Origin of the sequence: Streptomyces sp. NPDC019890 (assembly GCF_044903445.1) — a bacterium.
Classification (GTDB): Bacteria; Actinomycetota; Actinomycetes; order Streptomycetales; family Streptomycetaceae; genus Streptomyces.
In genome coordinates, this window is the sequence record NZ_JBJDQK010000002.1 from 799,100 (window position 1) to 824,471 (window position 25,372).

Consider the following 25,372-nt stretch of genomic DNA (forward strand, 5'->3'; position numbering starts at 1 on the left):
GGGGCCTGTCCGGCGAACCGGGACCGCGGGTGCGGGTCTGGGGGCCGCTACGGGGCTCGAATTCTGGACTGCTTTCCTCACCGCGCTTCGCGCGAGCTGCGCCGCTTTTACGTCCACAACACGACCCCTACGCGTCCCCCTGCACCCCAAGGCTCCCGGGCACCCCGTGTCCAACCGCGCCGCGAAGCCGGCGAATCGTCGGGCACGTGCCCCCGCGCCGCGAAGCCGGCGCATCCGGGGTGTGGGGGCGTCAGCCCCCACGTTCCCCTCCCCCCAGGGGGCCTGGGGGATCCCCCAGTTTCGGGAAGGGGCGGGGTGGGGGACAAATCCGCCCGCGCATCGGGGCGTGGAGGCGTCAGCCCCCGCGTCCAACTCCCCCAGGGATCCCGGGCGAAGCCCAGGGTCGGGCCCCGGTCACCGCGTCCGCAGCCGCGTCGACACCCACGCCCCCACCAGCGCCACCCCCGCCATCGGCAGAAACACCGCCGCAAACGCCCCCGGGTGCGAGCCCGACGATCCCGCCGCACCCGACGCCGCGTGCGCCGCCCCCACCGCTCCCCCGCCCAGCGCGGCGAACGCCGCACCCCCCGCCGCCAGCAGCAGCACGTTCGACAGCCCGTCCGAGATCTGCAGCGCCGCCGAGTTCGCGCCCGCCTCCTCCGGCGCGGACAGCTTCAGCAGCAGGACGCTCGTCGAAGAGATCACCATGCCCATGCCGAGGCAGCCCACGCCCCACGCGACCCCCACGATCCACACCGGCACCCACGCGATCAGCACGCTCGGCGCCGCCGCGATCGCCGCAGCGACCAGCACCATCCCCAGTGCCATCAGCCACTCCCGGTACGGTTCGACCCGCGGCCGGGACTGTACGTACGACCCGAGCGCCCACGTCGCCCCGCCGACCGCCAGCGACAGTCCGGCCATGGTGGGCGACAGCCCGCGCTGAGTGACCAGCATCAGCGGTACGAAGGACTCCGCCGCGATGAAGGACCCGGCCGCGACGCCCCGCAGCAGTACGACGGACGGCAGCCCCCGCGCCGCCCGGTACGTACCCCGCGGCAGCAGCCCGAGCTGCCGCCCGGTACGTACCCCGCGGCAGCAGCCCGAGCGCGGCGGGCACCAGCAGCGCCGTACCGGCCAGCGCCGGGATCACCGACAGCCACCTCAGTTCCTGTCCCGCGTACTGCAGCAGCCCCGCCCCCACCGAGATCCCGAGCGCCAACCGGATTCGCTGCCCGTCGAAGGACTGCCGCGGCGCGTCCGGATCGGCGGGCCCGGCCGCCATCCGCCGGATCGCGGGCAGGGCGAGCGCCAGCGGGAACACCACAAGCACCGGAATGCCGATGAAGACCCAGCGCCAGCCGAGCTGTTCGGTGACGGTCCCGGACGCGAGCGGCCCCACGACCGAGGGGATCACCCAGCTCGCGGCGAACGCGGCCATGATCGAGGGCCGCAGCCGCTCCGAGTACGCCCGGCTGACGACCACGTACAGCGCGACGATCACCAGCCCGCCGCCAAGCCCCTGCACCGCCCGCCCGACGATGAACAGCCACATCGCCCCCGCGGTCCCGGACAGCAGCAGCCCCGCCCCGAACGCCGCAATCCCGGTGGCGAGCGGCCACAGCGGCCCGTCCCGGTCGGCCCACTGCCCGGAGAGCACCATCGCGAAGAGGCTGGTGGTGAAGTACGCGGAGAAGGCGAAGGCGTACAGCGAAATACCGTGCAACTCCCGCGCGGCAACGGGCATCGCGGTGCCGACGGCGGTCGCCTCGAACGCGATCAGCACGACGACGGAGACGATCCCGACACTGAGCGCACGATGCGTCCTGCCGAGGACGCCTTGGCCACCGGGGACCACGATTGTGCCGGCGGACGGCGGCGTGACCTGGGCGTCACGGGGTTCGAGGACGGTCATGGCCCCCAGAGTAAGGGCCATGATCCGCAATTGCCCCTGTCGCTGGGGGGAAGCCGGCTGGTCCCTTGGTCGTACGACCCGCGTACGACCATGAACGCCGTATGGCAGTCGCATTGCAGCCCGCGCAGGACCCTTGAGCACCGCGGAAGCCCGGCCTACGGTCGAGGCATTGGAGACACACGGCCGTGTGCCCGAGTGGTTGAGGGACTCGCCTGCAAAGCGGGTTACGCCGGTTCGATTCCGGTCACGGCCTCCACGGACGCGAAAGCGGCCGCCCCTCTGGCGCAGGGGCGGCCGCTTTCGCGTCGGCGGGACCTATCCGCAAGCCTCGACACGACCCCTCGACGGCGGTGGCCGTCAGGTCGTCCTCAGCTCTCCGGCCAGTCGCCGTAGCGGGTGAACGTCTCGGAACCGGTCTTGCCCTTGAACCACTTGACGGTGACGGTGTCCCCGCCGCTGTACGTGAGATCCCCGCCGCGATCCTCTTCCTTGACCTGCTTCCCGCCGCGCTCGCAAAGCATCGCGATCTGGTATTTCCTGTCGGGCTCTTCGACCTTCCGGATCCCGCGGCACTCGAGCCCGCCGGAGACGAGGATGACCGTGATCTTGTTCGGCTTGTCGGTGTCCGTGCTCTCCTTCAGCCCGAGAATCCCACCGCCGGAGTCCGACCTCCACATGCCCGCCATGCCGGTCCCGGTCGGCTCGGCGCCGATGCTGTCGGACTCCTCCTCGCTCGGAACGACGCCGGGCTCGACCGCCGGCTGCTCACTCCCCGGCACGCTCACGGACGGACTCGCGCCGACCTGTGAACTCTTCGCTGCCGAAGGCTTGTTGTCATCATCGCCGCCGGAGGTGGCAAACCAGACAGCGCCGCCTATGACGGCAACCGCCACGACCGCGGCGGCGATGACCAGGGGGGTCCTACGTCCGCCGGAGGGCGGGGGCGGGGGCGGGGGATAGCTCCCGTACGGCGCAGGCTGCTGACCGTACGGGCCGTAGGACGCGCCATACGGCGAAGCCTGGGGCGGCGGATACTGTGGCGGCTGCGCCGGCGGAGGCGGACCCGCCGGCCCCCCGGGCCGCGCATCCTGCGGTCCTGGCTGCCCATACTGCCCCGGCCCGCCCGGAGGCCCCGGGTACGGCGGTTGAGTCATCGGTGTGCACCTCTTTCGCGGGCATGCCACCCGCACGTGGGGGGGGGATCTCGTACGAACCCTGCCGCTTCCGGCGTGGGCCCGGATGAGTATGGATCACCAACTCCCCTGAGCACGCACACTTATTCAGCTCCTCAGCAGCACCACTCACGCCCCCTCCGTTGCCGCCCGGCCCAATTGAGTACATCTGCTCTCGCTGCCGAGCCTGCCCCGACAGGAAAGTGATCCACGATCAGACATCCGTCGAGCCGCCGAATTCGCGCTTCCGGTCGCTGAGTAAGCTCTCCTGATGCTGTTGGGGACACCAAGGGGGATTCACACATGGGACGACTGCACACAGTGCTGCCGTCAATGGCCGACCCGCGTGGCCCCCGGCCCAGGACCTGACCGATGCTCTCCCCCTTGACCCACGACGATCCCGTCGCCATCGCCGCGTACCGTCTCATCGCCCGGCTGGGCAGCGGCGGCATGGGCACCGTGTATCTTGCGCGCTCCGCCGGCGGCCGTACCGTCGCTCTCAAGACCATGCACCCGCGCATCGCCTCGGACCCGGCCTCCCGCACCCGTTTTCGCCTGGAAACCGACGCGGCCCGCATCATCGGCGGCCACCATGGCGCGACAGTCGTCGATGCCGACCCGCTGGCCCCTACGCCGTGGCTGGCAACGGAGTACGTACTCGGCCCGCCCCTCGACGACGCGGTCTCCCTCACCGGGGCCCTCCCGGAAGCCTCGGTCCGCGCCCTCGGCGCTGCTCTCGCCGGAGCCCTCGCCCAGCTCCACAGCTCCGACGTCGTCCATCGCGATCTCAAGCCCTCCAACGTGATGGTCACGGCGTACGGCCCCAAAATCATCGACTTCGGCATCGCGCGCGCGGCAGGAGACGACCGCCTCACCCGCACCGGAGCAGCCGCGGGCACACCGGCCTTCATGTCTCCCGAACAGGCAACCGGCCAGGAACACACCCCGGCAGGCGACGTCTTCGCCCTCGCGGGTGTGCTGACGTACGCCGCAACAGGCCACGGCCCCTTCGGCGCCGGCCAAGCCGCAGACCTCCTCTACCGCGTCCGATACGCCGACCCGGACCTGACCGGTGTCTCCGAGTCCCTGATCCCGATCCTGACCCGCTGCCTGTCGAAGGACCCGGCCCAGCGCCCGACCCCGTCGCGTCTTGTCGCCGAACTGCACGACGGGCAGGGCGAGTTCGCGGATCACCTTCCCGAATCGGTCCTCGGCGAGGTCGCCCGCCGGGCAACGGAGGTCTGGCAGTACCAGCCGTACCGCCGTCCGGCGCCCTCCCACCACTCCGTCGCCGAAACCCTTCCGGCCGCACAGGGGCGCGGTGTGAGCCGCCGCAAACTCCTTGTCGTCGGCGGGAGTTCGCTGCTCGGTGTCGTCGGCGCGGGCATCGGAGCATGGGCATGGCTCGACGGCCGTGGCGCGAACACTCAGGGAGCCGCAGGTTCCACGAAGGCTCCCACCCCCCTGTGGCGGCGAAGCATCGATACAGCGGCACCGGCCGAGGTCGGGCGCCCACTGCTGGTCGGGGACAAGGCAATCGTGCTCCAGGGCGACGGAATGACCGCCATAGAAGCGTCGACCGGCCGGAACCTCTGGTCCAGCAGCCAGGTGCTGCATCCATGGGATGTGGCCACCGACGGAGAGAAGCTCTATGCGCTGGAGTACTCCCTCGATCCGAAGGAGGGACTCCGCGTCGCACAGATCAATCTGGATGACGGAAAGCCCATGGACCCGGACGTCCACGAGCGGGCCTACAACGGAAAACTGCTGGGCAATCAGCTGGTTTCCGTCGCCGGCGGTGCCGCTTGGGTGCTCACGGCGCCGGTACGCAAGACAGATACCGAGGCGTCGAGCGGCATCGGCCCCGAACGAGGTTGGCTGATTGCCTCGTTCTCCCTCTCGAACGGCAAGAAGCGCACAGAGCTGATCCTGAAAGAGTCCGTACCCGGTGAAGTCCCGTGGGTGACAGGGGCTCGCGTGAGCGGCTCGTACCTGGTCCTGCAGTTCCGGACGGACTCCGGCGCGGTCGATGTGCTCGTCTGCGACACGCGCACGGGAACAGACATCTGGCGGACGTCCCTCCGCCTCGACGCCGACGAGATCGCGAGAAGCCCGATGGCCTTGAGCGACGAGCACCTCTACGTCGCTTCGGGTGCGCTGCGGGCGCTGCGTCTGGCCGACGGCAAGGAAGTCTGGAAGTACCAGGGCACGAACGTCGCCTCGTACGGCGCTGCCGCACTGAAAGACGGAGTGGTCTACGCGGTGGAAGGTGCGGGAGCACGTGCACTCGTGGCCGTCAGCGCCGAGACCGGCAAGCTCCTCTGGCGGGAGAAGGACCCCGTCCAGTCAGGGGGTGAGCTGAAAGTGGCGCCCACGGTCGGAAATCGGTACGTCTACAAGCACAGCGCGGCGGGACTCCGCGCAATCGATCTCCGCACACACGAGACCGTCTGGCTTCACAAGGAGAGTCTCGACCGGTTCGCCGCGCTGCTCTCTGACGGGCGGCTCATCGGCGTCGGGGAAGGGCCCATCACCGCGCTGCCCGTGACAGACACCGTTTAGCCTCCCCGTACGCATCGTCATCACGAAAGGCCGACCCACACATGCTCCCCCTTTCCTTCGGCGACCCGATCCGGCTGGGGCCCTACCGCCTCGCGGGAGTCCTGGGAGAGGGCGGAATGGGCAAGGTGTACTTCGGCCACGACAACTCCGGCCGGACCGCGGCCGTCAAGGTGCTTCGCCCGGAACTCGGGCACGACCAGCACCTCGCTCAGCGTTTCGTTCGGGAGGCGCAGACCGCGCAGGCGGTCACGAGCAAGGGAATCGCACGCGTCCTGGGTGCGCAGACGGAGGGCGGACGCCCGTGGATCGCCACGGAGTATCTGGCCGGACCGACGCTGGATCAGGCGGTAGCGGCCCATGGGCCACTGGACGACGCCGGCGTACGGGGGCTGGCCCGCGCCCTGGCATCGACGCTCAAGGACATTCATGCCGCGGGCCTGGTGCACCGCGATCTCAAGCCGGCCAATATCGTGCTCACTTCCTCCGGCCCACGCATCATCGACTTCGGCATCGCCCGGCCCACGCACGGCCTCACCCTCACCACCACGGGTCAGGCACCGGCCACTCCCGGATATGGCGCACCCGAGCAGATCCTGGGGCAGCGCGTCGACCCGTCCGCCGATGTGTTCTCCTTCGGAGCCGTCCTGGTGTACGCGGCAAGCGGCAAGCCGGCCTACGACGGGCCGCATGTCGCGGCAGTCCAGTACGAGGTGGTGCACGGAAGCCCGGACCTCGATGCCGTGCCGCCGTCGCTCCAGCCCCTCATCGCCCCGTGTCTGGCCAAGGATCCCGCGCATCGTCCCCAGACCTCAGCACTTGTCGAGGCGTTCGTGCCCCCTCGGGGCGCGCACCGCACATGGAAACAGGGCGCTCTCGGCACCCGGATCAAGGAGCACGAGGCCCGGTCAGAACAGTTCGGCACAGTGACCGGCACCGCCGTCGACCACGGGAGCCCGTCACGGCGACGCTTCCTCGCCTCCTCTCTCGCGGTCGGTGGCGCGGTGCTGGCCATGGGCGGAGGAGGGACAGCCTGGTGGCTGACCAGAGGCCCCGATCTACCCGCGGCGGGCGACGCCCCAGCGGCCAGACTGCTGACTGCCGCGGACTACAAGCAAGGCACGCCGCCGAAACCCCTGTGGGGCCCGCTGAAGGTCGCCGGCCCGGACGCGTCCAAGCTGCTGGCAATGCGGGACGTCGTCATGTTCGCCCACCCCTCAGGGGGACTTGCCGCTCACCTGGTGACCAATGGCAAGCGGAAGTGGCACCTTCCGGAGGTGTCTCCGTCCGCCGGCTTCCTGCAACTGACGGACGACCTCTTCCTCGCAGCCGACGTGGACGGCAAGGTGCTGGCTGTCGACGCGTCCACCAGCGAGCGACGGTGGAGTGTTGCGGCCAATGCGGAGAAGCTTCTCGTCGCCGCGGCCAAGGACTCAACCGTGTACGCGGTGACCAAGGACAACCAACTGACCGCGATCGACACGGCCGACCACAAGGTTCGCTGGACAGTGGCCGGCGAGTCCACCATCGATCCTGAAACCGTGGCAGCGGCGGACGCGGGGCGGCTGGTCGTGTGCACCGCGGACGGAACCTACTTTGCCGTCGACGCCAAGAAGGGCGATGAGGCGTGGCGCGTGAAGGGGCAGACCACGACGGCCCTGTCGCCCGCCGTCGAAAAAGGAGTCGTCTACCTCGGCGGAAAGAATCTCACCGCCCTGCAGCTGGCGTCCGGCGCGGAGATCTGGTCCACAGCGTCCGAGTCGTTCGACCCCGCTGAGGGCTGGAGCTCCCCCGCCATCGACGGCAACCACATCGCCGCTCTCGACAGCGGAATCCTCCGCCGCGTGTTCAAGGAGTCCGGCACTCTGAGCGACATCTCATGGCCGGACAGCAGCGCCCCTTCCCGACTGCCACCGGTCGTCGAGAGCAACACCCTTTGGATCACCGAGGGCGGTACGTCGTCGGGCGTTTCGGCATTCACGGATTCCCTGTCCGAGGATGCGGATCTCAAGCTTCTGTGGACGTACGAACCGGATTCCGAAGGCCCCTGGCACATGGCCGCCGCGGGCAACCGCGTTTTCCTTCTGAACAAGGGCACCTTGGTCGCGATGCCGGTCTTCTGATTGCCGGAACGCGACAGCGGCCGCCCCCGTGATACGGGGACGGCCGCTTTCGTACGCGGCAGCGACGTTCAGCAGGAGCCCTCGTCGACGGTGGCGGTCAGCTCGTACTCGGGCACGACCGTGCTCGACCCGTCCGCTCCCGGAACGGCGAACCCGCCCTCCGCCGACTCGCTCTGCGAGACGTGCATGCAGAAGACGAAGTCCTCACCGCGCGCGGTGACTTCGTAGTCGTCACTTCACCCAACACTTCGGCAACCGTCTCCTTGTCGAAGATCCCCCCGCAGGCACGGCTCAAGGGCGTCAGTGCGACCGACGGCTTGGGCTTCTTCTCCGGCTCCTCTTCGCTCCCGCTGCACGCGCTGCTCGCCAAGAGCACACACGTCGGCACGACAACCCCAGGAAACCGGCGGGACGAACCCACTCCCGCCCTTCTCAACACGCCCTCCCCCGTCACCAACAGCTTCACCGGCCACTGTAGCCAGCGTGCGCCACAGACAACACCCCCTTCGATTGCACATGCAATTACCATTAAATGGTCATGAGTTGGGCTTTCACCACAACCCCGCGTGAGAGTACGGCTTGGCGCCGCCGCCACCTCCCGGCGAAGCCTCGCTCGTGCAGTCGGTAGGCTCTCCTGCTGTTGTCTTATTGACGGGGGATTCGCACATGGAACGAGCACGCCTGGACGCTCCACGACAGATCGGCTCGTACTACCTGATCACGCGCCTCGATCCGACCGGCCCCGGCTTCCCGCCCGTTCCCGAGCGCCGCTTCATCGCGCGCAGCGCGGACGGCGATCGTACGGTCCTGGTAAGCGCTCCCCTCGACGGCGTCGACCCCAGCCGCTTCCTCGTCGAAGCCAACGCGGCCCGCCGTCTGCTGGGCCCCTGGGTCGCCCCCGTCGTCGAAGTCGCAACCCCGTCCACGGCCCCCTGGTACGCCTCCCCCTACCTACCCGCGCTCCCACTCCCTGTAGCCCTGGCAGTCCACGGCGGCCCCCTGCCCGAGCGCACCGTCCGCGCCCTGGGCGCGGCGCTGGCCGAGACGCTTGCGGGCGCGCACGCCACGGGCATCACGCATGCGGGCCTGTCCCCCGCGGCCGTGCTCCTGGCCGGCGACGGCCCGCGCATGACATGTTTCGGTGCGGTACGGGCAGCGGCTCCGGACGGCGAACAGCGCACCGGACGCCCGGGCCTGGAGCCGGGCAGCCTGCCCCCGGAGCAGGCGTCGGGCGGCCGCCCGCGCCCGCCGGGTGACATCTACGCGCTGGGCGCGGTCCTCGCGTACGCCGCCACCGGCCACACAGTTCCCGAGGGTTCCGAACTCCCCGACTCACTCAGGGGGTTGATCTCCTCCTGTCTGACGAGGGACCCGGCGGACCGCCCCACCGCTGCAGAGGTGCTGCACGCGCTCCCTCCGTCGTCACCGGCTCCCACCGCGACGATGCTCGACTCGACCGCATCGCTCCTCACTCCCGGCTGGCTGCCGGGCCGGGTCGTGGCGGCAGTGGCCCGCCAGTCGGCGGAAGTACTCGCTGCGGAGCTTCGTGTCCCGCTCTCTCCCAGCTCTCCCAGCTCTCCCAGCTCTCCCAGGATCTGACCGGTGCTCTCTCCCCTGACACACGACGACCCTGCCCAACTCGGTTCGTACCGCCTGATCGCCCGTCTGGGCAGCGGCGGCATGGGCACGGTGTACCTGGCGCGCTCGGCAGGCGGCCGTACCCTCGCCCTGAAGACGATGCACGCGGGCATCGCCACGGATCCCGCCTTCCGCACCCGATTCCACCTGGAGACAGACGCGGCACGCATCATCGGCAGCCACCACGGAGCAACAGTCGTCGACGCGGACCCGCTCGCCGAAACGCCTTGGCTGGCAACGGAGTACGTCCTGGGCCCGCCCCTCGATGATGCGGTATCGCTCTCCGGCCCACTGCCCGAAGCATCGGTGCGGGCGCTGGGCGCAGCCCTCGCCGGGGCGCTGTCCCAGCTCCACGCCTCGGACGTCGTTCACCGTGACCTGAAGCCCTCCAACGTGATGGTCACGGCGTACGGCCCGAAGATCATCGACTTCGGCATCGCCAGAGCGGCGGGCGACGACCGCCTGACCCGTACGGGAGCGGCAGCGGGCACGCCGGCGTTCATGTCTCCGGAGCAGGCCACGGGCCAGGAGCACACCCCCGCCGGTGACGTCTTCGCTCTGGCGGGCGTACTGACGTACGCGGCGACGGGCCACGGCGCCTTCGGCACGGGCCAGGCTGCGGACCTGCTCTACCGCGTCCGATACGCCGACCCGGATCTGACGGGCGTCCCCAAATCCCTGATCCCGATCCTGACCCGCTGCCTGTCCAAGGACCCGGCCCAGCGACCCAGCACTTCGGAGCTTGCCGCCCAACTACACGACGGCCAAGGACAGTTCGCCGACCACCTCCCGGACACCCTCCTGGGGGAAATCACCCGCCGGGCCACCGAGGTGTGGCAGCACCAGCCGTATCGGCTCCCGCCCCCCGCGGACCACGCCCTCGCCCCGACCGTCCCTTCCACCGCCCCGTCCGGCATGACTCGTCGCAAGATACTGGCGATCTCAAGCGGCTCGGCACTCGCGGTAGCAGCGGCGGGCGCGGGCGCATGGTCATGGCTCAAGAGCCCCAGTGGCAGCACCGCCTCATCGGGTGCCCAGGCGAGCCCTGTGTCCAACGGGAACGCAACATCGGCAGCTCCTTCGCCGACGGAACCCGCCGACAGGCGTCAGATCTGGCGCAAGAACATCAGGACCAGCCCGCTCCTGCTCGCACCGATGGCGGTCAATGAGATGGTCGCGATGATGACCGACAACGGGCTGATCGGCCTCACGGCCGTGAGCGGGGAGCGGCGCTGGCTCACGGACACCGTGAAGCACCCCCGACATGTTCAAGTCGATGGGAAAAAGATATACGCGCTGCTGCCCGGGGGGTCTCACGGGCACCAACTGGCGCTCCACACCGTCGACTCCGCCAGCGGCCGAACCACACCCGCCGCCTCGTTCGCCAAGTGGGACAAACCTCTGCAGGAGGCGGCACTGCTGCGGGTCTCCGGCACCGCGGTCTACTTGATTGCCCGGAAGGGCACACCGGCTGATTCGGCCCCGGTGAAGTCGGGCAGCTGGAGCGTCATGGCTGTCGCCCTCGGAACCGGGAAGCAGCTGTGGAGCTTCCCCATTCCCTCGTACGACATGAACAGCCCGGCCGACTTCATGCTGTCCGCCCTGGTCGGGGGCCTCCTGGTCCTGTGCCGAACGGCGAAGGACGAAAAGGCCCTCCAGATCAGCGCCAGGAACGCGACGACAGGGGTACCTGTGTGGGAGGCGACCGTGGCCAAGGCGGACGCCGACGACACTCCGCTCAGGCCCGGCGTACTCGCCGCGGACGACAGCCATGTGTATGTGGGCGGCGACCTGGTCCAGGCACTCCGGCTCACCGACGGCAAGGTCGGCTGGACGTTCGGCGAGGGCCGCGCCGCAGGCTCGTACGGCACGCCGGTCCTGAAAAGGGGGATGGTGTACACGGCCGAGAAGCGCATGGGTGTTGTTGTCCTGTCGGCAGCTGACGGACGTTTGCGCTGGGGAACGAAGTCGATCGAGGATCCCGACATCCGGGTTCCACCTGCGGTAGGCAACGACTACATGTTCTTCGTGGGCGAGACCGGCGGACATGCCTCCGAGATCCGCAAACAGACAGGAACCTGGTCCTTCAAGCCCAGTGCGCCGAGCCTCTGCCTCCACGAGGGCTCCAAGCGCCTGATCCTGGCGGACGGCAAGCAGGTCCTGGCCATCCGCTTCGACATCACATACTGAACAGCCAAGAAACATAAGGACACGTGAATGAACCCGCTCGGTCCCGGCGATCCACTCCGACTCGGTCCCTACCGCCTGGTCGGCGTACTCGGCGCCGGTGGCATGGGCAAGGTGTACTTCGGGCACGACAACGAAGGCAGAGCCGCGGCCGTCAAGGTCCTGCTTCCCCAACTCGCCCATGACCAGAACCTGGTGCAGCGCTTCCTTCGCGAGGCCGAGGCCGCACGTGCCGTCACCGGCCGAGGGGTCGCACGCGTCCTCGCCGCCCAGACCGAGGGCGGCCGCCCGTGGATCGCGTCGGAGTTCCTCGCGGGACCCACCCTGGATCAGGCTGTCGCTTCGTACGGGCCGCTGCCCGACGAAGCCGTGCGCGTGCTCGCCGCATCTCTCGCCGAGGCGCTTCAGAGCATCCACGCCGCAGGCCTGATCCACCGCGACCTCAAGCCCGCGAATATCGTGCTGACCTCTCAAGGCCCTCGCGTCATCGACTTCGGCATCGCGCGGCCGGAGCACGGCCTCACGCTCACAACCACCGGCCAGGTTCCGGTGACACCGGGCTACGGCGCTCCCGAGCAGGTACTGGGCCAGCGCGTCGGGCCCGCGGCGGACGTTTTCTCCCTCGGCGCCGTACTGGCGTACGCGGCGAGCGGCCGACGGGCGTACGACGGTCCCCATGTGGCAGCCGTACAGTACGAAGTGGTGCACGGGGAACCGGACCTGAGTCAGGTGCCGGACCAGTTGCGCCCGCTCATCGGCCCCTGCATGACGAAGGACCCATCCTTCCGGCCTGTCCCGGAGCAGATCCGTACGGCCTTCGCACCGCCGCGGCGAGGCGAACGAATCTGGCAGCAGGGGCCTTTGGCCACCGACATCCGGCAACGGGAAACCGGAGCACGTCAGTTGGCCACCCACCCGGGTACGGCCATGACGCCATCTCCGGATCGCCGCCGGTTTCTGGCCGGGCTCGCGACCGGAGCAGCGGTGCTGGTGGCGGGAGGAGGCACCGCCGCCTGGCTGCTGAGCGGCGACGAAACGGGCGGCAAGCCGGAACGGAATTCATCCTCGTCGAAGGGTGGCGCGGGCAAGCCCGCCGGAACTCGGATGTGGGGTCCACTTCCGGTCGCGGACCCCTGGAGTCCACCCGCACGGACCGTCGGTGACGTTCTGATCTTCGGAGCGAAGGACGGCGGTCTGGTCGCGTACGGCGCGGCCGACGGCAAGAGGAGGTGGGATGCCGTGAACATCACCCCGTCGTCCGAATTCCCAGTACTCCCCAATGGCCTGCTCCTGGCCGCGGATGCCGGCGGGATGGTGTATGCCCTCAATCCGTCCACCGGCAAGGAACAGTGGACCGCGGACGTTGGCGCCGCCGTGCTCCTCGCGGTGAACGAGTCGGCCTTCTTCGTCGTGACCCGGGACAAGAAAATCCGGGCGGTGGATACGACCACCCGGAAGGTTCTGTGGACAGTGACCTCGTCATTCGAATCCGGCTACGCCGCAGCTGCCCGGAACCACGTGATCCTCTACTCGGACAGCGGCACGGTCACCGCACTCGACAAGCACTCGGGCAAGAAGGTCTGGGACCGAAAAGCCGTAGGTGACATTTCCGGGGTACCGGCGATCGATGGCGACACGGTCGTGCTCGGAGGCAAGTCGCTGAAGAAGGTCGGGCTGAAGGACGGCAAGGACGTGTGGTCCGTCCCCTCCACGTCAGTTTCAGGTCTGTTCGGGTGGGGCTCGGCCACGATTGACGGCAAGCACGTCTACGCAATCGACGAGTCAACACTCCACTGTCGTCGCGTGAGCGACGGAACGAAGGTCTGGGCACGCGAGCTGAAGGCTCCCAACATCACCTACTACGCCCCGCAGATCCTGGGCGACTACGTCTGCGAGGTGACTGGCAAGGACAAGGACCCCAAGTCGTTCGACGCCGTGGCACTCCACAAGACGACGGGCAAGCCCGCCTGGAGCCACGCTCAGCGCAGCGTCAAGTCGCTCAAACTGACGTCGAACGGCAAGCAGCTCTTTCTGCTTCAGGCGGAGACCGTCACGACCGTGTCGGGAGGCTGAGGGGAGGGACCGCGCTTGCCCCTTCGCGCTGCAACAAGGTCTGGGAGAAATGACCAGTCCACACCGCTCTGACCGCATTGAGGGTTCCCACGACTCGGTGCACCTAGGCCCGGTGTGGCGCGACGCCAAGGAGTAAAGATTCCTGGGAGAGAACCCTTCCCACCCACCCCCATCCCCCATCACTCACACGAGTGATCCGCCCCAACCTGGCTGGCACATATGCCTGTTGGCAGTGCAGGCTCGGCCTCGACAACCGCACCACCGCCGTTCCCGGCTCTCGCGGAACAGGCCCGCCCGGACCCGCTCCAGAACTGCGACCGCTGCGACCGCGCCTTCCGCGCTCCAGCCCCGGGCCTGTGCAGGGGCTGCCGCCCGCCCACCGAGGTCGCAGCACGCGCTGAGCTGCGCCTGAGGAGCGATCAGCTGCTGGGCGATGCTCCCGAGACAGGTGTGTCCGCGGACCAGAAGTCCGACTTCTCGCTGGGCAGCGGAGCCTTTTTACCGTCGTAGGTGGGCCCACCCGGCACCTGCTTCGGCGGCTCGACGTCGGACTTCTCCACGCAGGGCGTTGCCACCTCGAAGTGCGCCTGGCCCTGGTAGCCGAACAGCACCCTGATCTGAAAACCGTCCGGGGTCAGGAAGTACGTCGCCGGAGTCTTCTCGCTCTTGTTCGTTCCCCGGTGCGTGAATCCGCTCTTTTCCCACTGGCGCTCCACCACCCCGAGGAAACTCCCCTTACGTTCAGGCGAGATGACAGTGGTCACGGAGATCCTCCGGGACACCTCGCAGCCACCGTCCGTGGAAATGCCGTACGCCCACTTCACTGGAGGCTTGATCGAGTTGATGGTGTCGATCAACAGCGTATCGGCGCGCTCTGCCGCCTCTTGCATGTTCATATCCGGAGCCTTTCGCTCTTCCCCGCTTCCCGACGTTTCCGACGTTCCCGTGAGGCCACAGCCAGTGGCGAGCAGTGCCAGCACCGCGGCTGCAGCGAGACGTGCCTTCATCGACGGGCCTCCGGGGTGATGCCGCCGGGATTGCCGGCCACGATATTGGCGATGCTGTCCGCGGACATCTGATCCTTGTCGGGGTTGAAGTAGTTCGAGTGCGCTTCCAGGGTGAGGTGCCGGACAGGGTTCGGTCCGTCTTCCGTCCTGAACCGGGTGGCCCCGAAGCTCTCGCTGGCCGGGTCCTTGCCGAACCAGTTGTCGTCGTCGCCCGGGTCACCCAGATCCGCACCGATGCCGGCACCGGCAACCGCTCCTCCGGGACCTCCAACGACGAATCCGGTCGCTCCTCCAATAATGCCGCCGACGACCGAGCCATGGGACGGTGCCTTGGTGACGGGGTCGTTCTCCGCGGCGCCGACGAAGACATGGTTCTTGGGGACTCCCAGGTCCTCCGCGTGATCCACGCCGACACCAGGGCTGCCGACAAGGATGATGTCGTCGACGTCAGGCATGCCACCCGGCTGCTGAGTCGCCGTACCGACAGTCAGCGAGCCGTACGAGTGGCCGATGGCGGTGAGATGCGGGTCGGCGTTCTCGTTGGTCGCCGCCAGCCCGCCCATGAAGCTCTGATAGGCGGGGGCACCGTTCTTTGCGTCCTCGTTGGTCGCGACGTCCACGCTCAACGGTGCGTCGTAGCCGAGCCAGACGATCGAGGCGCTGGACGGATCGATTTCCTGAGCACCAACCGCCGTGTCCCGCGCGCGCTTCAGCGTGCCGCCGGCGAACTCCTCGTCGAGCTTGGTACTCAGCCCGGGGACATACGCCGACACGTTCTTCGACGTATCCGGGTTTCCGTACGAGACGATCGCGCGGCCGTTTCCTTGATCACCGATGCCCAGGAGATACATGGGAGGCTGACTTCCCTCCCTGAGCTGCTCGTCGATCTTCCGCAGGCCTGCCAGCTTGGTCTGCGATGCCTCGTCGCCCTGCTCCGAAAGCCGGCCCATCAGCTGTGGCATGTAGCTGCGATTGGCTTCGTCACGCGCCCCGGCCGGGATTCCGTCGAGGTTGCCGACGGTGTCGGGGTAGACGGCCAGATACTCGATCCGCTGCTGCTCGGTGAGCCCGTCCCACCACACTTTGCGCTCCGCCGGGGTCTTGCCCGTCGGGATGTCGTCCTTCAGGACGTCGTCCGCCGCTCCATGGACGGCCTTCGCGTCGCCGCTGACGTCGGCCCAGGTGTTCTCGGTGACCTCGAGTCCCTGTTCCGCCTTGAGCCTCCGCACAGCCGCGGCGTACTCGCCGTCTATCTCGGTCGCTTCACTGAGAGCACTCGCTATGTCGTCGGCGATCTCCTGTGCCTTCGCGGCGTTCGGGTTGGGGTTCATCATTGCGGCGGGTGCCTTGATCGCCCGCCCGAAGAAGCCGTTGGCTCCTGTGGCCGTGTCGCCCTGAGGCTGCTGGCCGTCGATCTCGTCCCCCGCTGCCGGGTAACTCACCGAACCGTCGTCATGCACCGTGAACTTGTAGTGATCGGCTTTGGCCAGCGCCGTGAGTAGACGGATTTGGGGAGCGGCCAGTTCCTGAGCAAGACCGCTCAGCGAGGCCTCGATCAGTCCGCATTCGGTGTGGATGTACTGATAGTTACGGCTGAGACGGCCCAGGCGGTACGTGGCGAACATGGCCGCCATGCCCTTCTGAGTATCGGTCAGCTTGGCCACTACTTCGTGGTCGACTCTCTTGCGGGACGTATACGCCCGGTTGCTCACATCGGCCCAGCCTTGGGCCGCCTCGAGGAGCTCCCGCAGCTTCATGTCCCTCAGCTCCGGCAAGGACACCATCGCCGTTACCGCCCGCCCTTGTCCCGGCCCTCAGCGGGCACAGCCTGAGTGAACTTGCCGACGGTGTACCTCTCGAATTCCCCCTGGTCCTTGGCCACAAGGCGAAGGGGAGCCTCCAGGTTCCCGCACTCGTCCCGGACGGTCTTCAGCCGTTGCTGCCACGTATAGAGGACGGCGCTGAGCGCGGCGGTGGTCTCCAGTCCCTCGGTGCCGGTGGAGACTCCCTCGTGCCCTTGCCCAAGCTTGGTCAAGCCGGTATTGGTGTCTGTCTTCAGCTCACCAACGACCGTGGCTCCGTGCGTCCAAGGGCCCTCGGTGTGCTTGAGCCCGTCGCCACCGTCGCCGCCTCCGCCACCGTCCGGCTCTGCCGAGGCAAGCGTCATTGCACCGCTCGCAGAACCTGGATCCGCCGGCCGGCTCCCTGATGTCTGCTGTCCTTCCAGCTCAATCAGGTGCTGCAGGCTTTGCGGCTGCGTCTCGCTCGCCACGACCGTCCCCCGTCTCATCGTGTTCATCCGTCACAGCTGTTGCGCGTGGAAACGCTATCCGAGGGGGTACCGCCGTGCGCAACTGCGATGGGGCATCTCGAAGCACAAACAGCCCGCGGCCATACCATCCGAGCCCCCCGGCCACAAGAGCGGCCAGGCTCAGTGGAGACGGGTAGGTCACCCAGGCTGGCCGGGCCCCTGATGGCCGCCGTACGGAGAGTTGGCGTCGGGAGCGCCGCTCTGAGGCGGACCGTAGGACGGGGGGAACTGCGGCTGATTCGGGTACGGTCCGGGCGCTGCGGCGGGCGCAGACGGAAGGGCTGCGGCGCGGCGACGGGAGCGGATCAGCGGGACGGCGATTGCGGCGCCGATGAGGACGGCCGCGCCGACGCCGATTGCGATCCAGAGGCCGGTATTGCTGCCGTCCTTGGACGAAGCCGCCGCGGCGTCCGGCTGCTTCTTGTCGGACTCGGCCCCGCCAGCAGCCTTGGAGCCGTCCGAGGAGGGGGACTTGGGGGCGGCGGCCGCGAGGTCCGGGAGCGGGTACTCATTGGCAGGGCCGGGGTCGCCGGGGGTCTTCAGCGCGATGCGCGGGCGGACGACGCCATAGCCGATGTAGTCACTCCGCTTGGCGCCGTTGTCCGGCTTGCTTGCCGTGTTGAGCATGACCCGAAGGACTTGGTTGTTCGTCCAGTCCGGATGCTTGGACCAGATGACGGCCGCGGACGCTGATGCCAGTGCAGTCGCAGCACTCGTTCCGCTGCCCTCGCAGAGTTGCGATCCTCCGGTACAGGCATTGGTGATGTCCTCAGCGGGCGCAGAAAGATCCACCTGCGGGCCCCACTGCGACTTCGACCATCGTGCTGCCTTCTTGTCCACACCGGCCACGCCGACGACACCCGGCGTTGCTGCGGGGTACTCGACTTCATTGCCCTTGTCGCCGGTGTTGCCCACGCCCGCGAAGATCAGTTTTCCCTTGTCGAGCGCGTACTTGACAGCTCGAGTGAGTTCAGGAGACCCACCTTCGTTGCTCGCAACGGAGATGTTGATGATCTTTGCATCCGAATCAGCGGCAAAGCGGATGGCCTCGCTCATTCCCTCCGCGAAGCTCTTCCCGCTCCCATTCTGCGCCCACCTCTCCTGCGCATAGGGGATTCGAACAGGAAGGATCTTCGCGCCGGGAGCAAGGCCGTACGAACCCAGCGTTGGTCCTCGGCTCCCGGTAGCTGCGATCAACGCAGCCGTCCCGGTGCCATGGTTGTCGATGTCCACATTCTCATCGCCCCGAAAGGTAGAAAGGTCCTTCCCCTTCAGGACTTGCCCGCGGAGATCAGGCACGGTGTCATCCACACCCGAATCCAGCACGGCGACGGTAATGCCGCTCCCCTTGCTGATCTTCCAGATCTCATCAGCCTTCATGGCGTCGAGGTGCCACTGCTGGTCCCGCACGGTCTCGGCGTGAGCCGGAGTCGCTGCGATGGCCAGCAGGGCGAGCCCCATCACCGCCGATGCCACGGACTTGAAGCCGATGGCTCGCTCACTGCTGGTACGCATCTGTTCCTTATGCCAATCCGTGGGAGATCAGTCGATGACCGGTGGGACTACGGGCCGGCTGCCCTGCTGCCAGGTCTCCTCGTCCTCCGACAGGTAGTCGGGACGCTGACCGTTCTGCTCATCACGGCGAGAGTTGGGGCCGTGCGACCCCGGGGAGACCGCTCCGGCCCGGCCTGCCTGTCCAGAGTGCGCACCCTCGGTGCTGTTCGGGTTAGCACCTCGGACCAGGCCCGAGCCGCCGGGCGTGAACGGCCGAGCACTGTTTTGCCCGGGCTTCTGCTGCCGTCCACCGACAACACCGCCGGTTTCGGACGCCAGCCGACGGCCACCGGAAATGCCGTTCGGACCGGCGCCTCCTCCGGGATGTCCGCCATGCATGCCGCCCGTGCCCGTGCGACCCATCGGTCCGCGGCCGTTCCCTTCCTGGCCGATCACCGTGCCTCGGGGAAGCCCAGTGGGACGGCCCGTGTTTGGCGCGACCTGACGGCCACCGACGATGCCTTCACGCGGCATTCGTGAGTTGATTCCCGCCTGTCCCGGCGGGACGATACCCCGAGCGCTGGGAAAGCCCCTCCCGGGCGCAGTGGTGTTGGGCATGGCTGACTTGCTGCCACCGAACGTGGGCGGGATCATCTCTGGCGGCGGGACGCCCGGACCCTCAGGCCTACCAGCTACCGGTGGAACCTTGCTGGTCGTTCCCGGAGGCGTGGCGTGAGTCTCGGGCAGCGTCGCCACGCTGTCGATCTCCATCCCGACCGGCCGGTCCGGAGTCACCTTGCCGTGGTTGACAGGCACCGCAACGTTGGAGCCGTCCCTTGCGGCCGTTGAATCGGCACGCGCATGGGATGCCGTAGTAGCGGTCCCGGTCGACCTCTGGCTCGAGGAGGTCTGCCCCGGCAATGCCTTGTGTTCCTGAGGCCTGACCCATTGGCTGGCCGGCAGGTGGTTCGCCGGAGGCGGGAACGTCGGCGGTTCCAGCCGGTTGATCTGAGTACCCGACTGAACATACGTCTCGGCGAGCTTCCGCAACTGCCGCGCAGCCTCGGCATGAGTCGAGTCGAGGCGGGCCTGGGCACCGGTCGCATCCGACTGAGCCGTCTTTTCTACCGTCCGCGAATCCGTGTCCTTGCGGTTCTTCTTGGCTGCTTCCAGATTCTCCTGAGCGCTCTTCAGGTCGCTCTGGGCGTTTGTCGTCTCCGAGAGCGGCGGCATCTGCGAGTGCGCTTCAGCGATGGCGACGGAGACCTGGTCCAGCCACTTGCCAGCGGTCTCAGCGTACTTTCCGAGATGCAAGGTGGCGCTCGCCGTCTGGTTGCCCCACTCCTTGAATGCGTCGCCGCCCTTGCCTTCCCACCTCACAAGTCCCACACGGGTCTTGAGGTCGTCGCCGATCTCAGTGATGGTCTTGGCTGCCGCGGCCAGCTTCCCGGCGAGACGCGTCGCCGTCTCGTGGTTGGCCGATGAGAGCAGGGCCATCAACTCTTGATGGCTCAATGATTCGAATGCCGTGTGCCCAGGCGTCGGCTTTGGCTTACCCATGTCGCATCACCCCCGTGTGCGTTCGCTTGATCACTAGTAGCCGTCCTGACCGGCAGTTCCCGAGTCGGACGGCTGGCTCTGCGGTGCAGCTTCGCTCTTGCTCTTGGTGACCTGGTTCGCGTACGGATCGCGATCCTTGTCGTAATAAGCTTCGATTTTGGCGTTCAAGGCACGCATCCGGGAGCGAATGTCTTCATCGATCTTGTCGTACCCCGTCTGGGAGGCCTGGACGGCGAGGTGCATGCCCTCTATCTGCATCCCGAGCACCTTGGAGAGATTCTCCAGCTCAGTGTGAACGAGACTGTACGACTCGTACAGGAAGCCGGCCTCCTTGAAGTTGCCACCTCCCAGCTTGCCCCGCTCCAGCCGATCCGCCCCGACCTTGTCAGGTGCAGCCTCGGACTCATTCAGCATCTTCAGGAGCTCATCGACACGCTTCTTGAAGCTGTCCATCTCGCCGAGCTCGTATACCAGGTCCTTGACGGCAGCCACCATCGCGAATGCCCCGCCCATCACCGGCATCGCACTGAACGCCCCAAGCGCCCCCTGCCCGCTGTCCTCCGCCACGAACGCCTCCCCGTTTACACACGTCTACAGGGATCACTGTACCGAGCAACACTGACACCTCGCACCCCTGGATTGCACATGCAATGCGCATCACACGGCTACGAGTTGGGAACCGCCACCGCCGCCTGAGCCCTGATCGGGAGCCTGTTGATCGGTCGTCCCGTCGCCGCGCGTACCGCTGAAGCCACCGCCGCCGGGGAAGTGACCACCGGGATCGCGCTCGCCGGCTTCGCGCCGAAGGGGGCCACCACGTCGCGTTCCTCGACCAGTTTCACGATGCGAATGTCCGGGGCGTCCAAGGATGTCGGGAGTGCGTAGCCCGTCAGGTCCGGGTGGCGGACCAGGCCGCGGGAGGTGCGGAGGTTTTCTGTCAGGGCCGTGCCGACGCCCTGGGTCACGCCCGCCTCAATGCGGGAAGCCAGTTGGGCCGGGTTGAGCACGCGGCCGACGTCCTGGGCCACCGCCATTTCGACCACGCGGATCGAGCCGAGTTCGATGTCCACGTCGACCACCGCGCGGATCGCGCAGAAGGCGAGGCCCACGAAGGCGTCGCCCTGGCCGGAGTCGTCGAGGGGCTCGGTGGGGTGGGGGCGGCACTGGGCCGTTGCCCACAGTTCCTTGCCGTCCATCGCCTCCGTCACCGTCGTCGACAGCACGCCGTCGTACGACGTGATCTTGCCGTCGGTGATCTGGAGCAGCTCCGTCGACATCCCGAACTTGTGGGCCAGGGGCTGGAGAAGCTGCGTACGGACCATCTTCGCCGCGCGCTCGACCGCGCCGCCCGAGACCCAGGTGTGGCGGCCGTGGGCCGCCGGGCCGGCCGGGGGCTGGTCCGTGTCGACCGAGGCCACGTGGACCTCTTCGATGCCCAGCGTCTCCTGGACGATCTGGCGGGCGAGTGTGGAGAAGCCCTGGCCGGTTTCGACGGCTGCGCAGATGACCGTGGCCACGCCGTCGTGGACCTTGACCGTTGCGGTGGAGACTTCGTCGGTGCCTTCGGCTCCCAGCATGTGGACCATGCCCAGTGCGTAGCCGACGCCTCGGCGCACGGCTCCGGGTTCGCCCGCGCCCTCCGGGCCGCCGGGGAGGAGCCAGGCCGCCTCCGGGGTGTCCTTGGGGAGGGTGGGGAGGGGGAAGTCCCGCACGGACTGGAGGAGTTCCGCGACGGGCGCGGGGCAGGTGACCGTCTGGCCCGTGGGGAGGATGTCTCCGGTCGCCAGCGCGTTGCGCAGGCGCAGGTCCACCGGGTCGAGGCCCAGCTTCATGGCGAGCTTGTCCATCTGGGCCTCGTAGGCCGCGCACACCTGCATTGCTCCCTCGCCGCGCACATGGCCGGAGGGAGGGTTGTTCGTACGGACCGCCCAGCCCTCGATGAAGGCGTGCGGGACGACGTAGGGGCCGCAGGCGAAGGCGACCGCGGCCGCGAGTGATTCGGAGGAGGCGTCGGCGTACGCGCCTGCGTCCAGCAGCAGTTGGGCCTCGACCTTGACCAGGTGGCCCTCGGCGTCCGCGTGGTGGCGGTAGCGCAGCAGCGTCGGGTGGCGGTGGGCGTGGCCGAGGAAGGACTCCTCGCGGGTCGCCGTCAGCTTGACCGGGCAGCCGGTCTTCAACGCCAGCAGGCCCAGTGGGAGCTGGAAGCCGGGGTCCTCGCGGTCGCCCGTCGCGCCCGGGACGCCGGTGACCACGACCTTGACCCGGTCGGGCTCCAGGCCGAAGCACGCGGCCGCCAGGTCGCGGTCCGTGTGGGGGTCGGTGGACGCGACGTACAGTTCCACGCCGCCGTCCGGGCGCGGCACGGCGAGGCCCGCCTCGGCGCCGATGGGGGCCGGGTCCTGGCGGCCGATGCGGTACAGGCCCTCGACGATCACCTCGCCCGTCACATCCGGGTCGCCGTAGCGCAGCGGGATGTGGCGGATGAGGTTGCCGTCGGGGTGCAGCGGCTCGGCGGCGAAGGCCTTCTCTGGGTCGGTGACCGGGTCCAGTACCTCGTACTCGACAGCGATGGCCGCCGCCGCGAGGCGGGCGGTGTCCGGGTGGTCCGCGGCGACTGCCGCGATCGCCTCGCCGTGGTGGCGTACGAGCTCCGATGCGAAGACGGGACGGTCGACGATACGTCTTCCGTACGACGAATCACCCGGAATGTCCTGATGTGTCACCACGGCTCGTACGCCGGGCATCTCCAGCGCCGCCGAGGTGTCGATCGAGCCGATACGCGCGTGCGGGTGCGGGGAGCGCAGGATCGCCGCCCACAGCAGGCCCTCGGCCCACAGGTCGGCGGCGTACGGAAACGTGCCTTCGGTCTTCGCCCTCGCGTCGGCAGGCGGGAGGGAAGCACCGAGGCCGTGAGCCGGCTGCTCGCTCTGAGGAGCGCCGGCCGACTGGGGCGTCGCGGTGGTGGCCGCGTCGTTGCTCACGCCATGCCTCCGTCGTGCGGGTGGTGCTGCACACTACCTGCGCCGGGGGGCGCCTGGTGCGGGATGCGGACTTCCTCACTCGCCTCGTTGGCGGCCGCGGCGCTCGCTTCGCGCTCGGCGACCACTTCGCGTACGGCGTCGAGGACGCCCCGGTAGCCGGAGCAGCGGCAGAGATTGCCGCACAGGGCCTGGCGCGTCTCGAGCTCCGAGGGGGCGTGGTTGCCCTCCAGGAGGTCGTGGACGGTCATGGCCATGCCGGGGATGCAGAAGCCGCACTGGACCGCGCCGCAGGCCGCAAGAGCGCGCTGGACGTCGGAGGGTTCGCCGTCGGTGGCCAGGCCCTCGACCGTACGGACCTCGGAGCCGGCGGCGGTCGCCGCGGGGACCAGGCAGGAAGCGACGAGACGGCCGTCGACCTGGACGTTGCACGCGCCGCACTCGCCCTGCGAGCAGCCGTCCTTGGCGCCGGCGAGGCCGAGGCGCTCGCGCAGCACGTACAGGAGCGACTCGCCGATCCAGGCGTCGGTGACGGGGCGGTCGGTGCCGTTGACGCGCAGGACGTAGGAGGTGGGCGGGTGTTCGTCGGTGCCGGTGGGGCCTTCTGTGGGGCCCTCGTCCGACAGGGCCGCATCGGGTGCGGTTTCGGGAGCCTCCTCAGGGCTCTCGTCCGCGACCTGTTCCGGTGCGGCCGCCTCGGCAGCCGCCGGCTCGGACTCGGGCTCCGGCTCCTCGACGGCGTCCGGCTCCGGTGCCCAGGGCGCACGCGCACCGCCCGGCAGCGTCGCCGGGGCGTCGGGCGACGGCGCCCACGGGGCAGGCGCACCGCCCGGCAGGTTCGCGGGCGGGCTCGTCGTACTCCACTGGGACTGCAGCGCCGTCGTCGTGAACTCGCCGGACTCCTCCGGCAGGTCTCCGGGCGCCACCGGGATGGTCCACTGGCCGGTCAGCTCGGAGGCGGACGGGACCGGGGCAGGCTCCTGCTCCGTGAAGGTCCACTGGCCGGTGGCATGGCGGTCCATGGCCTCCGCGCGCGCGGACTCGGGCTCCGGCCACTGCACCGCCCCCGGCTCCTCGGTCGCCCGGTGCGGCTCCCAGTTGCCCGTCGCTCCCGGATCGGCCGCGGCGGACGGCGGCAGCGGCGTGATCGGCGGCGGTACGTAACCGTGGCCCGGCGCCGCCAGCGGCGCCGCGTCCAGCATGCCCTCGGGCGGCAGCTGCAGGAAGGCCGTGGCCTCGGCGTCGTACTCACCGCCGTGCGGAATCGGCTGCCAGCCCCCCTGCTCCGGCGGGAGCTCGTGCGGCAGTTCGTGCGGGTTCTCCTCATTGCTCACGACAGCGCCCTCCCCAGTGCACGTCGGGCCAGTGCGGCGACAGTACGCCGCAGATGCAGTACGGCGGGCGGCAGCACGGCCTGCTCCTCGCCCTGCGCGGCCGGCGCCGGGTCCGGGATGCACGCCGCGGCCACGTACTCGCCGAAGGCCGCCAGCGCCTCGACCGCGAGCCCCCGCTCGCCGTCCCAGTCGATCAGCGACGCGATCCACCGCTCCGCCTCCAGCGGCCGCAGCGGCATCGGCGCGATGGCGCCCACCGCGCAGCGCACACCGCGCCGCGCCGGGTCGAGCACGACCGCCACGGAGGCACCGGCGCGTCCGGGGCCGGTCCGTCCCGTCGCCTTCACGAAGACCTGTGGGGCGTGCAGCAGGGGGACGCGTACGAAGCCGATGAGCTCGGCGGGGCCGAGCATCTCTCTGCCTGCCAGCAGGTGCGACACGGGGATCTCGCGGCGTGTGCCGCCGGGTCCCGCGATCACCAGGTCCGCCTCCAGGGCGGCCAGCACGGGCAGGGTGTCGCCGGTCGGGGCGGCGGTGGCGATATTGCCGCCGAGGGTGCCGGCGTTGCGGATCTGGGGCGGCCCTGCCGCGCGCGCGGAGGCGGCCAGCGCGGGGATGAGGGCCGCGAAGTCGGGCCGCCCCATCCGGGCGTGGGTGAGTCCGGCGCCGAGCAGCGCGTGCCCGTCCTGGTAGCGCCAGCCGCGGATCTCGCTGATACGGCCGAGGCCGACCAGTCCGGCGGGGCGCAGCAGGCCCTTGTTGACGGCGGCCATGAGGTCCGTGCCGCCCGCGACGGGCACGGCAGCGGGCATGGCGGTGAGAGCCGCCACGGCCTCGTCGAGCGAAGCCGGCAGCGTCACCGACTGCGCCGTCTGCGGTGCGTGCGTGGTCACCCAGATGCCCCTTCCCGGTGTCCCGGCTGTCCCGCCTGTGTTGCCGTACCGTACGTGCTCACAGCCCGGACGTGGCAACTCTGGCACATCTTCCGAGCCGACCGACGAGAGGGTCCACGAAGGGTGCA

The 25,372-nt window shown here is 68.9% G+C and carries 15 protein-coding genes, 1 tRNA gene and 1 pseudogene; 6 read left to right on the forward strand and 11 right to left on the reverse strand.

What is annotated here, in order from left to right:
- Positions 1-414: 414 nt before the first annotated feature.
- Positions 415-1,915, reverse strand: a pseudogene (locus tag ACI2LP_RS07990) (MFS transporter).
- Between the two features lie 181 nt (positions 1,916-2,096).
- Here ACI2LP_RS07990 and ACI2LP_RS07995 point away from each other — a divergent pair.
- A tRNA-Cys gene (locus ACI2LP_RS07995) sits at positions 2,097-2,171 on the forward strand.
- Between the two features lie 112 nt (positions 2,172-2,283).
- On the opposite strand, the gene ACI2LP_RS08000 is transcribed toward ACI2LP_RS07995, so the two are convergent.
- Positions 2,284-2,700, reverse strand: coding sequence for a hypothetical protein (locus ACI2LP_RS08000; protein WP_404723667.1), 417 nt, complete (start codon positions 2,698-2,700; stop codon positions 2,284-2,286).
- 771 nt (positions 2,701-3,471) lie between these two features.
- On the opposite strand from ACI2LP_RS08000, the gene ACI2LP_RS08005 reads away from it, so the two are divergent.
- From ACI2LP_RS08005 to ACI2LP_RS08025, 5 genes are all read left to right on the forward strand, one after another.
- A complete protein-coding gene (locus tag ACI2LP_RS08005) occupies positions 3,472-5,649 on the forward strand; it encodes a PQQ-binding-like beta-propeller repeat protein (RefSeq protein WP_404723668.1) in 2,178 nt (725 codons plus the stop codon).
- A 41-nt stretch (positions 5,650-5,690) separates the two neighbouring features.
- Positions 5,691-7,769, forward strand: a complete 2,079-nt coding sequence (locus ACI2LP_RS08010) for a PQQ-binding-like beta-propeller repeat protein (protein ID WP_404723669.1) — start codon at positions 5,691-5,693, stop codon at positions 7,767-7,769.
- A 666-nt stretch (positions 7,770-8,435) separates the two neighbouring features.
- Positions 8,436-9,368, forward strand: coding sequence for a serine/threonine protein kinase (locus tag ACI2LP_RS08015; protein WP_404723670.1), 933 nt, complete (start codon positions 8,436-8,438; stop codon positions 9,366-9,368).
- Between the two features lie 3 nt (positions 9,369-9,371).
- Positions 9,372-11,597, forward strand: coding sequence for a protein kinase (locus ACI2LP_RS08020; protein ID WP_404723671.1), 2,226 nt, complete (start codon positions 9,372-9,374; stop codon positions 11,595-11,597).
- Positions 11,598-11,624: 27 nt separating this feature from the next.
- A complete protein-coding gene (locus ACI2LP_RS08025) occupies positions 11,625-13,667 on the forward strand; it encodes a PQQ-binding-like beta-propeller repeat protein (protein ID WP_404723672.1) in 2,043 nt (680 codons plus the stop codon).
- Between the two features lie 419 nt (positions 13,668-14,086).
- Here ACI2LP_RS08025 and ACI2LP_RS08030 read toward each other — a convergent pair whose 3' ends face one another.
- From ACI2LP_RS08030 to ACI2LP_RS08070, 9 genes are all read right to left on the reverse strand, one after another.
- Positions 14,087-14,674 (reverse strand): hypothetical protein, encoded by a 588-nt coding sequence (locus ACI2LP_RS08030; RefSeq protein ID WP_404723673.1) that lies wholly within the window; start codon positions 14,672-14,674, stop codon positions 14,087-14,089.
- Positions 14,671-16,431 carry an alpha/beta hydrolase gene (locus ACI2LP_RS08035; RefSeq protein WP_404723674.1) on the reverse strand — a complete coding sequence of 587 codons (1,761 nt, stop codon included), beginning with the start codon at positions 16,429-16,431 and terminating at the stop codon, positions 14,671-14,673. The genes ACI2LP_RS08030 and ACI2LP_RS08035 overlap by 4 nt, the downstream gene beginning before the upstream one ends.
- Before the next feature lie 32 nt (positions 16,432-16,463).
- Complete coding sequence (locus ACI2LP_RS08040; protein WP_404723675.1) at positions 16,464-16,709, reverse strand: hypothetical protein; 246 nt, start codon at positions 16,707-16,709, stop codon at positions 16,464-16,466.
- A 414-nt stretch (positions 16,710-17,123) separates the two neighbouring features.
- Positions 17,124-18,500: a type VII secretion-associated serine protease mycosin gene (gene mycP / locus ACI2LP_RS08045; RefSeq protein WP_404723676.1), complete on the reverse strand. Its 1,377-nt coding sequence runs from the start codon at positions 18,498-18,500 to the stop codon at positions 17,124-17,126.
- A 27-nt stretch (positions 18,501-18,527) separates the two neighbouring features.
- A complete protein-coding gene (locus ACI2LP_RS08050; RefSeq protein ID WP_404723677.1) occupies positions 18,528-20,039 on the reverse strand; it encodes a hypothetical protein in 1,512 nt (503 codons plus the stop codon).
- 33 nt (positions 20,040-20,072) lie between these two features.
- Positions 20,073-20,606, reverse strand: coding sequence for a hypothetical protein (locus ACI2LP_RS08055; protein WP_404723678.1), 534 nt, complete (start codon positions 20,604-20,606; stop codon positions 20,073-20,075).
- 98 nt (positions 20,607-20,704) lie between these two features.
- Entirely contained in the window at positions 20,705-23,020 is a 2,316-nt protein-coding gene (locus ACI2LP_RS08060; RefSeq protein ID WP_404723679.1) for a xanthine dehydrogenase family protein molybdopterin-binding subunit, read from the reverse strand.
- Positions 23,017-24,351, reverse strand: coding sequence for a 2Fe-2S iron-sulfur cluster-binding protein (locus ACI2LP_RS08065; protein WP_404723680.1), 1,335 nt, complete (start codon positions 24,349-24,351; stop codon positions 23,017-23,019). Before ACI2LP_RS08065 ends, ACI2LP_RS08060 begins: the two co-directional genes overlap by 4 nt.
- Positions 24,348-25,244: an FAD binding domain-containing protein gene (locus tag ACI2LP_RS08070; protein ID WP_404723681.1), complete on the reverse strand. Its 897-nt coding sequence runs from the start codon at positions 25,242-25,244 to the stop codon at positions 24,348-24,350. Before ACI2LP_RS08070 ends, ACI2LP_RS08065 begins: the two co-directional genes overlap by 4 nt.
- Between the last annotated feature and the right edge of the window lie 128 nt (positions 25,245-25,372).